This window comes from Mesorhizobium sp. M2A.F.Ca.ET.043.05.1.1, assembly GCF_003952445.1.
Classification (GTDB): Bacteria; Pseudomonadota; Alphaproteobacteria; order Rhizobiales; family Rhizobiaceae; genus Mesorhizobium.
In genome coordinates, this window is the sequence record NZ_CP034446.1 from 1801898 (window position 1) to 1815614 (window position 13717).

General features: G+C 64.0%; 13 protein-coding genes. 6 read left to right on the forward strand and 7 right to left on the reverse strand.

Translation table 11 applies throughout. The features are described from left to right. Positions 1 to 24 precede the first annotated feature (24 nt). Positions 25 to 636, forward strand: a complete 612-nt coding sequence (locus EJ069_RS08585) for a pyridoxamine 5'-phosphate oxidase family protein (RefSeq protein WP_126060935.1) — start codon at positions 25 to 27, stop codon at positions 634 to 636. Between the two features lie 12 nt (positions 637 to 648). Here EJ069_RS08585 and EJ069_RS08590 read toward each other — a convergent pair whose 3' ends face one another. Continuing rightward, positions 649 to 1101: a MarR family transcriptional regulator gene (locus tag EJ069_RS08590; protein WP_042642392.1), complete on the reverse strand. Its 453-nt coding sequence runs from the start codon at positions 1099 to 1101 to the stop codon at positions 649 to 651. Between the two features lie 47 nt (positions 1102 to 1148). On the opposite strand from EJ069_RS08590, the gene EJ069_RS08595 reads away from it, so the two are divergent. Further along, positions 1149 to 2057: an alpha/beta hydrolase gene (locus tag EJ069_RS08595; protein ID WP_126060936.1), complete on the forward strand. Its 909-nt coding sequence runs from the start codon at positions 1149 to 1151 to the stop codon at positions 2055 to 2057. Positions 2058 to 2065: 8 nt separating this feature from the next. Here EJ069_RS08595 and EJ069_RS08600 read toward each other — a convergent pair whose 3' ends face one another. Then, positions 2066 to 2467, reverse strand: a complete 402-nt coding sequence (locus EJ069_RS08600) for a rhodanese-like domain-containing protein (RefSeq protein WP_126060937.1) — start codon at positions 2465 to 2467, stop codon at positions 2066 to 2068. A gap of 299 nt (positions 2468 to 2766) precedes the next feature. Here EJ069_RS08600 and EJ069_RS08605 point away from each other — a divergent pair, with 299 nt between their 5' ends. After that, on the forward strand, positions 2767 to 4650 hold the full coding sequence (locus EJ069_RS08605) for a murein L,D-transpeptidase (protein ID WP_126060938.1): 1884 nt from the start codon (positions 2767 to 2769) through the stop codon (positions 4648 to 4650). Between the two features lie 61 nt (positions 4651 to 4711). Here the strand turns inward: EJ069_RS08605 and EJ069_RS08610 are convergent, their stop codons facing one another. The 4 genes from EJ069_RS08610 to EJ069_RS33205 all read right to left on the reverse strand — a co-directional run bounded on the left by EJ069_RS08610 (position 4712) and on the right by EJ069_RS33205 (position 6523). Next, a complete protein-coding gene (locus tag EJ069_RS08610) occupies positions 4712 to 5194 on the reverse strand; it encodes a hypothetical protein (RefSeq protein WP_126060939.1) in 483 nt (160 codons plus the stop codon). A 103-nt stretch (positions 5195 to 5297) separates the two neighbouring features. Then, positions 5298 to 5681 (reverse strand): hypothetical protein, encoded by a 384-nt coding sequence (locus EJ069_RS33195; RefSeq protein ID WP_245456476.1) that lies wholly within the window; start codon positions 5679 to 5681, stop codon positions 5298 to 5300. After that, entirely contained in the window at positions 5665 to 5988 is a 324-nt protein-coding gene (locus EJ069_RS33200) for a hypothetical protein (protein ID WP_245456477.1), read from the reverse strand. The genes EJ069_RS33195 and EJ069_RS33200 overlap by 17 nt, the downstream gene beginning before the upstream one ends. Before the next feature lie 85 nt (positions 5989 to 6073). Continuing rightward, positions 6074 to 6523: a PepSY domain-containing protein gene (locus EJ069_RS33205; protein ID WP_245456478.1), complete on the reverse strand. Its 450-nt coding sequence runs from the start codon at positions 6521 to 6523 to the stop codon at positions 6074 to 6076. 248 nt (positions 6524 to 6771) lie between these two features. Between EJ069_RS33205 and EJ069_RS08625 the strand changes: the two genes are divergently transcribed. From EJ069_RS08625 to EJ069_RS33210, 3 genes are all read left to right on the forward strand, one after another. Further along, the gene (locus EJ069_RS08625; RefSeq protein WP_126060941.1) at positions 6772 to 8553 is read left to right on the forward strand and encodes an adenylate/guanylate cyclase domain-containing protein; all 1782 of its coding nucleotides are present in this window, start codon (positions 6772 to 6774) and stop codon (positions 8551 to 8553) included. Between the two features lie 116 nt (positions 8554 to 8669). Then, positions 8670 to 11876 carry a cytochrome P450 gene (locus tag EJ069_RS08630; RefSeq protein WP_245456479.1) on the forward strand — a complete coding sequence of 1069 codons (3207 nt, stop codon included), beginning with the start codon at positions 8670 to 8672 and terminating at the stop codon, positions 11874 to 11876. Continuing rightward, positions 11804 to 12895 (forward strand): Dyp-type peroxidase domain-containing protein, encoded by a 1092-nt coding sequence (locus EJ069_RS33210; protein WP_245456480.1) that lies wholly within the window; start codon positions 11804 to 11806, stop codon positions 12893 to 12895. Before EJ069_RS08630 ends, EJ069_RS33210 begins: the two co-directional genes overlap by 73 nt. A gap of 49 nt (positions 12896 to 12944) precedes the next feature. On the opposite strand, the gene EJ069_RS08635 is transcribed toward EJ069_RS33210, so the two are convergent. Next, positions 12945 to 13628: a Crp/Fnr family transcriptional regulator gene (locus EJ069_RS08635; protein ID WP_126064666.1), complete on the reverse strand. Its 684-nt coding sequence runs from the start codon at positions 13626 to 13628 to the stop codon at positions 12945 to 12947. Positions 13629 to 13717 lie beyond the last annotated feature (89 nt).

A 13717-nucleotide genomic window follows, 5' to 3' on the forward strand; every position in this document is an offset into this window, starting at 1 on the left:
CAAAAGGTCAGGAGGCGAAAAAAGATGTCGCGCATCACATCTGTTGAACAGCTCGAGGCGCTTTACGGGCTGCCGGGCGAGGCTTCGGTCGTCAAGGAACTCGACCATGTGATTCCCGAATATGCCGCTTTCATCGAGGCCTCGCCCTTCGTGGCGCTGGCGACCAGCGGGCCGGAGGGGCTCGACTGCTCGCCGCGCGGGGATCTCGCCGGCTTCGTGCGCCTCGTCGACGACAAGACGCTGATGATGCCGGACAGGCGCGGCAACAACCGCGCCGATTCGCTGAGGAATATCATTCGCGATCCGCGCGTGGGGCTGCTCTTCCTGGTGCCGGGCTCGGGCACGACGCTGCGCGTCAACGGCCGCGCCCATATCACCACCGATGCCGCGCTTTGCGCCTCCTTCACGGTCGACGGCAAGCCGGCCCGCTCGGTCACCGTCATCGATGTCGACACGGTCTATTTCCAGTGTGCCCGAGCCATCGTGCGCTCGGAACTCTGGAACCCGGCCAGGCATCTCGACCCGAAGTCGCTGCCGACGCCCGGCCAGATCCTCGAGATCACCAGCCGCAAGAACATCGATGGCGCCACTTACGACAAGGAGTGGCCGGAGCGGGCCAAGAAAACCATGTGGTGATTGGAAGCGCGCTCAGGCTTCCTTCAGCACGTCGGCGATCTTGCGCATCTGCTCGCCGATCATGTCGCACTGTTCCGGCGTCGACTGGCTCATCGCCTTCTCGATCAGCGCCATGTGGACTTTCAGCGCCTTCATCAGCAGCGCCTCGCCCGCCTCGGTGAGGTTAAGCCGCAGCACGCGCTTGTCCTTCTCGTCGCCTTCGCGCCGCAGCAGGCCGCGCCCCTCGAGTTGCGGCAACAGCATCGTGATGTTGGAGCGGCCGACCAGGAGCTTGCGGGCAAGGTCGTGCTGCGACATGCCGGGATGGCGGTAGAGGTTCATCAGCACGTCGAGCTGCGCCGGCTTGAGGTCGAGCGGCGCAAGCTTCACGGCAAGCGTGCGCTCCAGCACATGGCAGGCGCGCGCCACCGCGACCCAGTTGCGAAAACGCGGGTTATCCCAGGGCAGCTCTTGCTTAATGTTCATGTTTGAACTATTATGTTCATGCTTGAACGAATGGATGGACTGCCAATATGGCATCATTTGGAATGAAGGTCATCCGGGGCGTTTTCGGCGCGGCCGAGCATATCGCGCCGCGCCTCAGCGGTCGCGCCGCGTTCGAATTGTTTTGCCGGACACCCAGCGTCAAAGGGTTGAGCGACGGCGAACGCCGGGCCGTCGAACGCGCGTCAGCCTTCATGGCCGAGGCGCGCCATCACCGGCTGAAGACCAGGACGGATTGCGTCACCGTGCACGAATTCCGGCCGGAGCCGGGCAGGGAGCCGCGCGGCACCGTGCTCGTCATCCATGGCTGGCGCTCGCGCACCGAATATATGCGCGCCTTGATCGAAGGGTTTCGCGGCGCCGGATACAAGGTCGTCTCACTCGACCTGCCCGGGCATGGCCACTCGCTCGGCCGCCATCTGAACATGGTGAATGCGGTGGAAGCGGTGCGTGTCACAGGCGAATGGTTCGGTCCCTTTGCCGCCGTGGTCGGCCACTCCTTCGGCGGCGCGGTTGCGGCCAATGCCGTCGCGGCATCGGTCAAGGGCATGCCACCGCTCAAGGCGCAGAAGCTGGTCTTGATTGCCGCGCCGAGCTCGCTGCCGGCAATCTTCGACGATTTCAGCCACAGGCTCAATGTCGGGCCGCGCTCTCGCGTCGCGATGGCGGACAGGGTGAAACACCTTTCGGGCCGGCCGCTCAGCGAATTCACCGGCGACCGCCAGCTGGCCGAGGCCCCAGTGCCGACGCTGATCATCCACGCACCGGACGATCGCGAGGTCCACGCCGACCATGCCAGGCGTTACGCGGGCGCCGGCGAGCACGTCCACCTGCACTGGGCCGATGGGCTCGGCCACCGCCGCATCCTTGCCGACAGGAATGTCGTTGCACGCGCGGTTGGCTTCGTGACCGAGCAGCGGGAGGCGATCCTGCACTAGTCAGCCTATCAATCCGCCTTCTTCTTCTGCCCCGGCTCGACCGGCAGGCCGGCCGCCTTCCAGGCGGTGTAGCCGCCGAGGATATGTTTGACCGGTGTCAGGCCCATGTCCTGCGCCGTCTTGGTCGCTAAAGCCGAGCGCCAGCCGCCGGCGCAGAAGAAGACGAAGGTTTTGCCCGAGGCGAAGAACGGCTTGTGATAGGGGCTTTCGGGATCGATCCAGAATTCCAGCATGCCGCGCGTCACATGCTTGGCGCCGGGGATCTTGCCATCGCGCTCGACCTCGCGCGGGTCCCGCAGGTCGACGAAGATCGTGTCGTCATCCTCCAGCAGCCCCGCGGCCTCCTCCGGCGACACGACCTCGATCTCGGCATTCGCCTCGTCGAGAAGCTGGCGATACCCTTTCTTCACGGCAATTCCTCCCGGCCACGTTTGCTGCGACCGCCGGAATTTCGATCACAAAGCCTGGTGTTTGTCACGCGGGTCAGGCGACGGCGCCGCCAACGCCTGATTGTTTTCGAGGCCGGGGCGAACGCTGCTCCTGGCCTCACGATGATGTGAAACTGTTCTGCAACACGGCTTCGAAAATTTATGGAAGCTTAACGAAATCGGTATGAATCGGTATAGTCACGTCATAGATCCGCCATGCGGAGGGCGGGACCGTCCAGCGGCGCGGAACGGGAACCGGCCACAACCGGTGCGGGTGAAGCATGAAAATCCTCGGGAACAAAAAAACCGTCCTGCCGATCGCGGTCGCGGCGACGCTTGCCTTCGGGCAGCAGCCGGCAAGCGCGCAGGGGCTGTTCGACATGCTGTTCGGCGGCGGCATCCGACACAACCCGCAAGGCGAATTTCCGCCGCCACCGAAGCCTCGCAAGATAGGTCCGGCAACGCCGGGGGCGGGTGGTGGTGGCGCCCGAATCAGCAGCCCGACCTACAACACCTACCGGGCCGACAAGCTCGTGCGCGTCGACTTCAAGTCGCTGGCGCCTGCGACGCCGCCCGCAACGGCGCAGGATGCCGCCTTCGTGCCGTCAGTGACGAGCACCGCGTTCCGCGATGCGGTTGCCGGCCTGAGCGACTACGAGCTGTTCGCCGAGCCCGACATCGCCAAGGCGCTGATCGCCTATTACTCGGCCAATCCGGATTTCATCTGGGTGAGCGACAACGCCCCCAACAGCAGGGCGCAGGACGCGGTGCGGGTGCTGGGCGAGGCGGCGAGCTACGGTTTGACGCCGGCCGACTACTCCGTCGACATTCCGGCGGCCGCGACTTCCGCCACGCCGGAAGAGCGGACCAGGGAACTGGTTCGGTTCGAGATGGCGCTCTCGGCGCGCGTGCTGCGCTATGCCCATGATGCCCAGAGCGGCCGCGTCGATCCCAACCGGATGACCGGCTATTATGATTTCCCGGCCAAGCCGTTCGATCTGGAAGGTGCGCTGAAGACGCTGGCGCATACCCAGGAGGTCCGCACCTATCTGGAGTCGCGGCATCCGCAGAATCCGGAATACCAGGCGCTGCGCGTCGAACTGGAAGCGCTCGAGGCCAGCGAGGAAAACGAGATCGTCGTTGATCCCAAGCTGTTGCTCAAGCCAGGTGAGAGCAGCCCGGAATTGCCCAAGTTGCTGACGCTGATTGCCCACAATCTCGATGACGAGATGGGCGGCAACTATGGCGAGGTGCTCGCCCGCCTTGGCAAGAGCGAAGTCTACGAACCCGAGCTGGTGCCGGTGATCAAGGCGGTGCAGCAGCGGGAAGGCATGAAGGGCGACGGTGTCATCGGGCCGCGGACGGTGGCTTTGCTGGCCGGCGCTTCGAAGGCCGACAGGATCGAGAAGGTCAAGGTGGCGCTCGAGGAGCTGCGCTGGCTGCCGTCCGATCTCGGCAGTCCGCGCGTCTTCATCAACCAGCCCGCCTTCACCGCCAGCTATATCGACAGTGGCGAGGAGAAGCTGAAGACCCGCGTCGTCATCGGCCGGGTCACCAACCAGACCGCCTTCTTCTACGATCACATCAAGCAGGTCGACTTCCATCCCTATTGGGGCGTGCCGCAATCGATCATCGTCAACGAGATGCTGCCGAGGCTGCGCAGCGATCCCGGCTATCTCGACCGCGCCGGCTACGAGGTGACGGATTCGCGCGGCAGGCAGATCCCGTCGTCAGAGGTGGACTGGGGCGCCTATGGCTCCAAGATCCCATTCAGCGTGCGTCAGCAGCCGAGCGAGGCCAATGCGCTGGGCGAATTGAAGATACTCTTCCCCAACAAGCACGCCATCTACATGCACGACACGCCCCAGAAGTCTTTCTTCGCGCGCGACATGCGCGCGCTCAGCCATGGCTGCGTCCGGCTGCAGGATCCGCGCGGCATGGCCGCCGCAGTGCTTGGAACCTCTGTCGATGACATTGCCGAGAAGCTGAAGCACGGCCATTCGACCGAGAATGTCACGCGCGTCATTCCGGTCTATGTCGCCTATTTCACCGCCTGGCCTGATATGTCCGGCAAGGTCGAGTATTTCGACGACGTCTATGACCGCGATTCCAAGCTGATGCAGGCGCTGGACGCGACCGAAGCGGTGCGCACGCCGTCAAGCTGAGCCTGTAACTTCAAGCGATTCCGGACGGAAGGCTACGGCGATGCCGCCCGGCCTGGCGGCTTCACACTTTTCCTGGAATTGCTTTGATGAGCGGCCGGCGAAAGCCGGCGTCGCGCCCGGCGATCAGCCAGTAGATCAGGCCGGCCACGAGGCCGGCGCCCGCTATGATGCCCATGTCGGCCCAGCGTTCCGGATCATCGGCGTCAGGCCATATCAATGTGAAACCGGCAGCCGCGGCGGCGGCGCCGAAGACCATGTGCAGCCAGAAGCTGCGCAGCGAAAAGAACTCCGCGATCAAGGCGAAGACCAGCGTCTGCATCCCCGTCAGTATGATCGTCAGGAAATAGACGAACATGCCGAGCGGCGGTACGACCAGCACGGCGACGGGGGTGAATTCCATAAGTCTGAAGTAGCCCGGCGCATTGGGCAGCGAGCTCACTATCGCGTAGATCACCACCACCGCGATCAACCCGGCAAGAACCGCGACCAGATAGCCGACGAACACCATCAGGATGCGCTTCAGGACGTGGCCGATCATTGCCATGCACCCCCGTGCCCGCAATCAGTGAGGGGCAGTCAGCCACCAAAGTTGTGACGATGCAAGGGCGGCCCATCGCGCCGGACTCCATGGCGCGGCGCCGAGGTCCTCAGGCGCCACCGCACATATGCTGCGAGTCCGGCAGGGCCCATGCGCCTTTGGCGGCGAGGTCGACGGCGTAGTAAACCCTGCCGCGCAGATCGTCTTTCGGACAGTCACGTGGGATTGCGATGAGGCACATGACGACCGGATCGCCGACCTTGGAACTCGCCAGTCCAGGCTCGCGGTCATAGGAGACCGCCGTGCCGCCATTGGTGAACGTCGCTGCGCTGCCGGCATCCGGGCTGGCGGTTTCCAGCGGATCGTCGCCCAGCCTTGCCGTCAGCGTCTTGATGTGGGTGAAGCCGCAGTTTCCGATCGACGCGGGCAGGGGCTGGTCGGCCGGCTTCAGAGTTCTTGCCGCGAATTCGAGCGCCTCACGGCGCGCTGCCATATGTCTGCAACGCATTGTTCTGGGCGCTGACGATGCAGGAAGCATCTGTCCTGCAGGCATTCCGGTCAGCGACCAACTCCCTGGCGATCTTGCGCTTGTCGCCGCCGAAGGCAGGTTCAAAACCGCCATAGGCCTTGGTGACCAAAGCGTCGATGGCTGACATTTGTGGGTCGGCGCAGATCGCCTTTTCGGTGGGCAACCGCGCCTTTCGGCAATCGAAGGACGGGCCGACCGCCCGCGCCAGGCCGGACATCCCCACAATCGACGCGGTCACAATCAGGGCGCTCGCGCAGGTATGAAGCCGCATGCTCTCCTCGGGTGCTTGTTTCGACGATCGAGTCTTTGCCGAATGCAGGCCCCGCGGAATGGCAGAGGGGGCAAGCGATCGCGGCCTATTTGGGCTCGCCGGTCACCGGGTCATAGGTGATTTGGACCTTGGCCTTGTCGGTGGTGTAGTAGGTGATGGTGTAGCCGTCGCTATCCCAATCGACCTCCTTCACATAGCGGAAGTCGGTGCGGTGCTCGACCTTGGCAATGATTTCCGACAGCTTCTTGGCATTTTGCGGTGGCAGTGGCTGGTCGTCCGCCGCAAGGGCCGATCCGCCGGCAAGGAAGGCCGCGATACCGGTTGCTAAAACAACAGTGCGCATGAGAGCCCTCAAATCGCGTAATTGGCCAAGTTTCATATGGGCCTGGGTGCCGTCAGAAACCAGCACGCGGGCAGCTTGGTTCCGTAGCGTGAAAACAGCGCATTGTGAAGCGTCTGGCTCGACATGGCCGATCTTCGGCTGGCAGCAGCCAAACTCAACATTGCCTGAGGACAAAAAATCAGGTGATTTCAATGGGTAACGGCACGATGCGGATGTGCCTTCCGATATAACGAACGACTAACCATGCGCTGGACAGGGCCTTCGCCATATTAGCTGTTCTTGGTAGAGCTTTCGGCAAGACCCTGATAGAATTCTGGTCATAACAGGGTGGCAACGGCGCGCCGCACCTGCCGGGGGATATCCATCGGCAGACGGCGATGTGTTTCTTTTGAGCGCAGGTCGCCCGTTTTGGACTGTAAGCGGGGACTGGGGGCGCGATCATGGCTGAACGGAATTACACCCGTCAGCTTGCGACAATCATTTCGATCGACGCCGTAGGGTTCTCGCGGCTGATGGGCATCGACGACGAGCTCGCCGTTGCCGCGTTCGAGGAGAGGCGCGACATCATCGCCAGCAGTTGCGGCGCATTTGGCGGGCGCACCTTCGGCGATGCCGGCGACAGCATCATGGCTGAATTCGGCAATCCGATCGAAGCCTTGCGGGCGGCCTTCGATTTCCAGGCGCGGATCGCAGCGCTGAATGCCGCGGTTGCCGAGAACATGCGCATGCCGTTCCGCGCAGGAATCAACACCGGCGATGTGATTGTCCGCGAGGGCCGTCTCTACGGCGACGACGTGAACATCGCAGCCCGGCTTCAGGAATTCGCGCCCCACGACGGCGTCGCCATCTCGGCGACGACCTGGCACCATGTGAAGGACAAGACAGCGGCGGTCTTTACCGATCTCGGCGAGTTCAGCCTGAAGAACATCGCCCTGCCGGTGCGGGTCCTGATCGCGGGCCGCGGCGGCAACGGGCCTGCCACGCCGGCCTCCTTCGCTTCTATTCCGGCCGCGCCCCGCCATTACAAACCCGTCCCCAAGGGGCCACCGGCAATCGCGGTGCTGCCGTTCCAGGGCAATGGGAGCGAACCGGACGTCGGCTATATGGCCGACGGCATCGCCGAGGACATCATCTACGGTCTTTCCAACACGCGCTGGCTTTCGGTCATCGCCAAGGGATCCAGCTTCCAGTTTCGCGACGATAGCCTGGGCACAAGGCTCATCGGCAATGCGCTTGGCGCGCGCTACATCGTCAGCGGCACGCTGGCGCGCCACGACAGGCATATCCGTCTCAACGCATCGCTCACAGATACCTCGAACGGGCGCCTGGTCTGGTCGCAACGCTTCGACCGCGATCTGGTCGACATCTTCAGGCTGCGCGATCAGGTCGGCAGCGAGATCGTTTCCATCCTCGACAAGGAGGTCGATCGCGCCGAACAGGCGCGTACGTTCCAGGTGCCGTGGGAGAGCCTTGAGACTTGGCAACTGGTCAGGCGCGGCCGCTGGCACATGAATAGGCGCACACGCCGCGACACCGACATCGCGCTCGACTTCTTCGACAGAGCCTACCGGGACGATCCGAACTCGAGCGCCGTGCTCAATGAACTTGCCTGGTGGTATTTCTGGCGGGCCTGGCTGCGTTTCGGCGACAGCGACGACCTGGAAAAGGTAGAGGAGCTTGCGCGCAAGGCGTTGCTGATGGACAGCCTCGACGCGCGCCCGCATGCCTATCTCGGCGCGGCCGACATCATGCGCGGCCTGCCGGCATTGGCGGCCGAGCACCTCGCCGAGGCGATCCACATCAATCCGAGCTTCGCCTTCGCCCGCTCGGCAATGGGCAGCGCGCGCCTTTTGCTTGGCGACGCGGCCGGCGCGATCCCGTTCTTTCTCGATACCGAGCGGTTGAGCCCGTTCGACCTCTATCGCTTCCACAATCTGGGTGAACTGGCCGCCGCTTATTGCTTCGTCGAGGACTGGCCGGCCGCGATCGCCACAGCCGAGCGCTCGCTCAACCTGTCGCCAAGTTATTTCTACGCCAGGTTCCTGAAGATAGGCGCCCTGATCAGAAGCGGCAGGCATGACGAGGCAGAGCGCGAGCTTGCGATTTTCATGACTCGGCATCCTGACTTTTCCGAGCAGAGGATACGCTGGATACCGTTCGTTGACGCGGCCAAGAACAATTTCCTGATCGCCAATTTCGATCGGGCCAAGTCAGTGGCATGATTGCCGGGCCGACAACAGATGACTGTGAACGAATTCACATACGCCGGACCGACGCAAACCTAGGCCAGACGGTGCCGGCATCGCATTGACGTGGACAGCCGGGGGCTTGAACGCGCATGATCACACTGAAGTACTTCGACGCTGTCCGGGCCGCCCAGAAGAGCCAGCGCCCCGTCGCCGAAATGCCGCCGTTCGACATCTATCGACTGCGTTCCAAGGGCGGCATTGCGTCGCGCATCGCCGGCTTTCTTCTCGGCGATCCGCGCTGGCTGCTGGCGCTGCTGCGCCGCTTCTGGCCGAATCCCGGCTTCGGCAATTTCCTGCTCGTCACCAAGGGCGCGGATGTGCGCGACATATTGGAGCGCGGCGACGAGTTCGAGACGCCTTACGGGCCGGAAATGGCCGAGCTGGCGAGGGGCTCGAATTTCATTCTCGGCATGCAGGATGGCGCTGCATACCGGCAGATGAAATCGGCCGTGCTGAGCGCGTTCCCACCGGCGGAGGTCGAAGCAACCGTCAGGCCAATCGCCGAGCGCCATTCGCGCGAGATCATGACCCGCGCCAGCCCCGGCTTCGATGCCATTGCAGGCTTGATGAAGATCGTTCCGGTGCGCATCTGCCGCGATTATTTCGGCCTTCAGATCGACGATGAGACCGAATTCGCCGACTGGTCGATCGCGCTCAGCGCTCTGTTCTTTTCCGATCCGACGGCAAATCCCACCACGCGCCAACTTGCCATGGTCGGGGGAGATCGCCTGATCAAAATTATCGACCGCTCGATCGCCGCGGTCCGGGAAAAGGCGGACAAGGATGACAGGCCGCTGGCCCGCTTGGTTGCGTTGATGGACCAGGGACGCCTGTCGCTGCCCGACATTCATTCCATCATGCTCGGCATGGTCGCCGGCTTCGTGCCGACCAATGTGCTCGCCGGCAGCAATTGCCTGGATGTGATCCTGTCGCGAACCGATGCACGGCAGGCCGTGGATGAGGCCCTCGGCGCCGGCGATACCGGCAAGCTCGACCGGGCGATCATGGAAGCCATGCGCTTCAAGCCGATCTGGATCGGACCCTGGCGCTACACCAGGCGTGACGCGGTCATCGGCAAGGGCACCCGTCGCGAGCGCGTGGTCAAAGCCGGAACGGTCGTCATGCCGGCGACACTCTCGGCGATGTTCGACCCGGAGATCGTACAGCGGCCGAACGCGTTCGATACGTCGCGCCCGCATCGCGACTACATGGTGTTCGGTTACGGGATCCATTTGTGCATCGGCGCCGAAATCGCCCGCATTCAGATCGGTGAATGCATCCGCGCCCTGTTCAGCAAACCGAAGCTGGCCCGCGCGCGGGGCAGGGCCGGCAAGATGGTCAATGTCGGCGCCTACCCGGCAAGCCTCAAGGTCGATTTCGAGCGCTCGCCGCTTTGCCGCACTGCCGAGCAGTCGATGGTGACCGTGGTCTGCCCGATCACCCGACCGATGCCGCTCGATGCTGTGCGCGACAAGGTCGCGGATCTCGGCAATCCGGCGATCAGCGAGGTCAGCGCCGCGCTCGACAAGGTCGGCACCATCCATTTCACCAGCCTCGCCGTCGCTCCCACCGGCAAAGACGAAAAATCGGGGGTCGAGACCGGCGCGCTGGTGTTGGAAATCTCCGGCGACGGCAGCACCGACGATGTCATTGCCGCCATGGCGCACGCGATCGGTCACCGGCTGCGGCCGATCTTCAGGGATGTCTGCGGCCTCCCGGACGGCGGTTCGCTGGAAGACTTCCTGAAGAGGAAGCACATCGAGATATCGCCGTCTTTCGGCAGCGCCGCCGGGCTGGTTTTCTCCGGCACGCCGGGACATTCCGTGCGGCGGATCCTGGCCGAGGCCAAGCTCGCCGACAGCGTGCGTGAGATCGTCGAAAAGCCGCGCGCGGGCGCCGGCAATGCGATGGATGTGCTTGCCGAGGCGCGCCACCATGTCCGGTGCCTCGGGCAATTCGGCTGGGCATTCGAGCCCGCCGAAAGCCTGCTGGAAAGACCGCCCGGCCACTGGTCGCGGGCGCTGACGACGACGCTGCTGACGCCGGCGATGTTCGCCACCGTCGCGATCGTCATTCTGGCGTTCTGGCGCATGACCTATGTGCTCGTGTTCGGAAACCCGCATGGGATCACCTTCACCAACATCGCGATTGCGGGCACCTCGCTTCTGCTTTCAGTCCTCGGTCTGCTGGCCATTCTCGCCCTGTTCGTCGGGCTTTGCTTCCTGGCGTTGCGGCGGCTCGAGGACAAGGACCAGCCGGCGAGCACCCCTGTCGAGATCGGCGCGCTCGAAAAGATCCTAGCCCATGAGGACCACACCGCGCAGAACAATCTGACGGCGATCTCGACGATGAAGGCGGGCATCTTGCGGCGGCTGGCGCTGCGGCTCTCCTTCTACCTGATCTCGATATCGGCGCAGAAGGTGTTCAGGCCAGGCTTCCTCGCTACCATCAACACCATTCATTTCGCCCGCTGGGTGCTGTTGCCCGGCACCGACAGGCTGATGTTCTTCTCCAATTACGGAGGCAGTTGGGAAAGCTATCTCGAGGACTTCATCGCCAAGGCCTCGGCCGGCTTGACCGGTGTGTGGAGCAACACCGACGGCTATCCGCGCACGCGCTGGCTGTTCCTGGACGGCGCGCGCGACGGCGATCGCTTCAAGCGCTGGGCGCGGCGCCAACAGGTGCCGACGCTGTTCTGGTACACCGCCTATCCGCACCTCAACACCACGCGTATCCGCATCAACTCCAGGATCAGGCGCGGCATCGCCTCGGCTACCGGCAACGAGGCGCGCGACTGGCTGAGCCTTTTCGGTTCCCTGCCGCGTCCGCAAGCGCTGCCGGCTGACGCGAGGAGCCTGGCGGAGCCTCCGTCCTCGCCCCTCGAAGCGCTGGAATCCGGCGAAATCCAGTCGATCTTCTTCGGGCCGTTCGGCGCGCTCGGCGACGCGCATATGCTTGCGATCCAGGTGCCGGACGGCCTGCCGGCGGCGAAGCGCAAGGCGTGGCTCGACTTCGTCATCGGCAAAACCAGCTTCGGCGACGGGGTGCCCGCGGGCCGCGCCATGACGGTGGCGTTCGGCCCCAACGGACTGCGCCGGCTTGGGCTCGAAGGCGGCGTCGACGACGAACCGCTGGACACGTTCCCGGTCGCCTTCCGGGAAGGCATGGGCACGCCCGAGCGCAGCCGCATCCTCAACGACACCGGCCCTGACGCGCCCGACAAATGGCAGTGGGGTCATCCGCCAAGCCCGTCGATGCCGTCATCGTCTGCTATGCCGAGACACCGGCCTTGCTGAAGGCCGAGATCACGGCCATGAAGCGACAGACGGCAGGCGCCGGGATGTCGGTGACCGCCGAACTGCCGCTGAAGGTGAAGCGCGAAGGCAAGCGGGCGGTCGAGCATTTCGGCTTCGTCGACGGCATCTCGCAACCGATCGTTCGGGGTACGGCGCGCGCCGCCAAGGGAGCCGCGCCCATGCATCTGCTCGCGCCGGGCGAGTTCCTGTTCGGTTATCGCGACGAGCATGGCTTCTACCCGTCTTCGCCGTCGGTCGAGGCGGCGCTGGACCGCGCCGGCATCCTCTCGCAGGTGCGGCGCAACCGCCAGATACCTGGGCAACCGCCTCCGCCGCGCGATTTCGGCCGCAACGGCACGTTCCTCGTCATGCGCCAGTTCGAGCAGCATGTCGAATTGTTCGACGATTATTGCAGGCGGGCCGCCCTGCAGGCCGCAGATGAGAGCGGCGATCCCGCCATCGATCAACGCTGGGTGGCCGCGAAGATGCTCGGCCGCTGGCAGGACGGCAGCTCGCTCGTGCGCAATCCGAACGGGCGGCCGGGCCGCGGCGTCGACAATGATTTCGCGCTCGGCGCCGAGGATCCGCAGGGGCACGCCTGTCCACTCGGCTCCCACATACGCCGTTCCAACCCGCGCGATTCGCTCGGCGAGGACCGCGAGACGCAGATCAGGATCGGCAAGCGCCATCGCATCCTGCGCGTCGGCCGCACCTACGTGAAAAAGGACAGAAGCGGGAAGACAGAGAAGGGACTGCTCTTCATGTGTCTCAACGCCGATATCGAGCGCCAATACGAGTTCATCCAGCAGACCTGGGTCTCATCGAGCTCGTTCCAGGGTCTTGTCGGGGAGACGGATCCGACGATCGGGGCAAGGGGCGGCGGCGGCCGGTTCTCGATCCCGTCCTGGGAAAAGGTCACCGTGCTCAAGGATGTGCCGAAGTTCGTCACCACGAAAGGCGGCGGCTATTTCTTCATGCCGAGCCGCTCGGCGCTGCGCTACATGATCTCGCGGTTGTGATCAGGGGCGCTTAGGCTGTCTGCTGCTTGGGCGAAGTCGCCGAGCCTGCTCAGTCGTCGTCCTGCGATTCGGCGATGTGGTTCAGCGCGGCGGCGTTGATGATGCGCAGGCCGCCGCGCTTGATGGCGATCATCTGACGGTTGCGCCAGTCGTTGAGCGTCTTGTTGACGGATTCGCGCGTCGCGCCGAGGAATTCGCCGAGCTCGGATTGCGAAATCGGAATCCAGCCGGCGGAGTCGGCCATGACCCCGCTCAGGAACACCAGCCGCTTCGCCAGCCGGGCCTCGATGCCGAAGAAGGCCTGGTCGCCCAACTCGCCGCTGACCCAGCGCAGCCGCGTGCACAGCAATTCGATCATCGCTCTCGCGAGAGACGGGTTTTTCTCAATGCGGTCAAAGAGTTGTGTCCGGCTCAGCGAAACCAGCTCGCATGCCGTGAGACAGCTGGCGGTGGCCGTGCGCGGGCGTCCGTCCAGTGCCCCGATCTCGCCGACGAGGCTGCGCGACAGCTCGATATTGGCCACCAGCTTCTGTCCGCCCGGCGAATAGATCGAGATCTCGACCGTGCCGCTTATCACACCATAGATGCGATCGGAGGCATCCTCTTGGACGAACAAATGCTGGCCGGCGGCGTAGCGCTCCAGCTTGCAGCCGCCGAACAGCAGGTCGAAGTGGCGCGGATCGATGCGCGCCAGGCGCGGCAGGTTGCTGTCGTCCGCGCCGTTTGTAGCCATGATACGATTCCGCCTCTGATTAGACGGAAATTGTAGGATAAGTGCGTGCTCGATCAAAGCGTCGTCTCCTTCTACGGTGACTCTCCGAA

What these genes read in the sequence shown, in the direction of transcription:
- EJ069_RS08585 (WP_126060935.1), top strand. Translation starts at nt 25, where the DNA reads ATGTCGCGCATCACATCTGTTGAACAGCTCGAGGCGCTTTACGGGCTG.
- EJ069_RS08590 (WP_042642392.1), bottom strand. Translation starts at nt 1,101, where the DNA reads ATGAACATTAAGCAAGAGCTGCCCTGGGATAACCCGCGTTTTCGCAAC.
- EJ069_RS08595 (WP_126060936.1), top strand. Translation starts at nt 1,149, where the DNA reads ATGGCATCATTTGGAATGAAGGTCATCCGGGGCGTTTTCGGCGCGGCC.
- EJ069_RS08605 (WP_126060938.1), top strand. Translation starts at nt 2,767, where the DNA reads ATGAAAATCCTCGGGAACAAAAAAACCGTCCTGCCGATCGCGGTCGCG.
- EJ069_RS08610 (WP_126060939.1), bottom strand. Translation starts at nt 5,194, where the DNA reads ATGGCAATGATCGGCCACGTCCTGAAGCGCATCCTGATGGTGTTCGTC.
- EJ069_RS33195 (WP_245456476.1), bottom strand. Translation starts at nt 5,681, where the DNA reads ATGGCAGCGCGCCGTGAGGCGCTCGAATTCGCGGCAAGAACTCTGAAG.
- EJ069_RS33200 (WP_245456477.1), bottom strand. Translation starts at nt 5,988, where the DNA reads ATGCGGCTTCATACCTGCGCGAGCGCCCTGATTGTGACCGCGTCGATT.
- EJ069_RS08625 (WP_126060941.1), top strand. Translation starts at nt 6,772, where the DNA reads ATGGCTGAACGGAATTACACCCGTCAGCTTGCGACAATCATTTCGATC.
- EJ069_RS08630 (WP_245456479.1), top strand. Translation starts at nt 8,670, where the DNA reads ATGATCACACTGAAGTACTTCGACGCTGTCCGGGCCGCCCAGAAGAGC.
- EJ069_RS33210 (WP_245456480.1), top strand. Translation starts at nt 11,804, where the DNA reads ATGGCAGTGGGGTCATCCGCCAAGCCCGTCGATGCCGTCATCGTCTGC.
- EJ069_RS08635 (WP_126064666.1), bottom strand. Translation starts at nt 13,628, where the DNA reads ATGGCTACAAACGGCGCGGACGACAGCAACCTGCCGCGCCTGGCGCGC.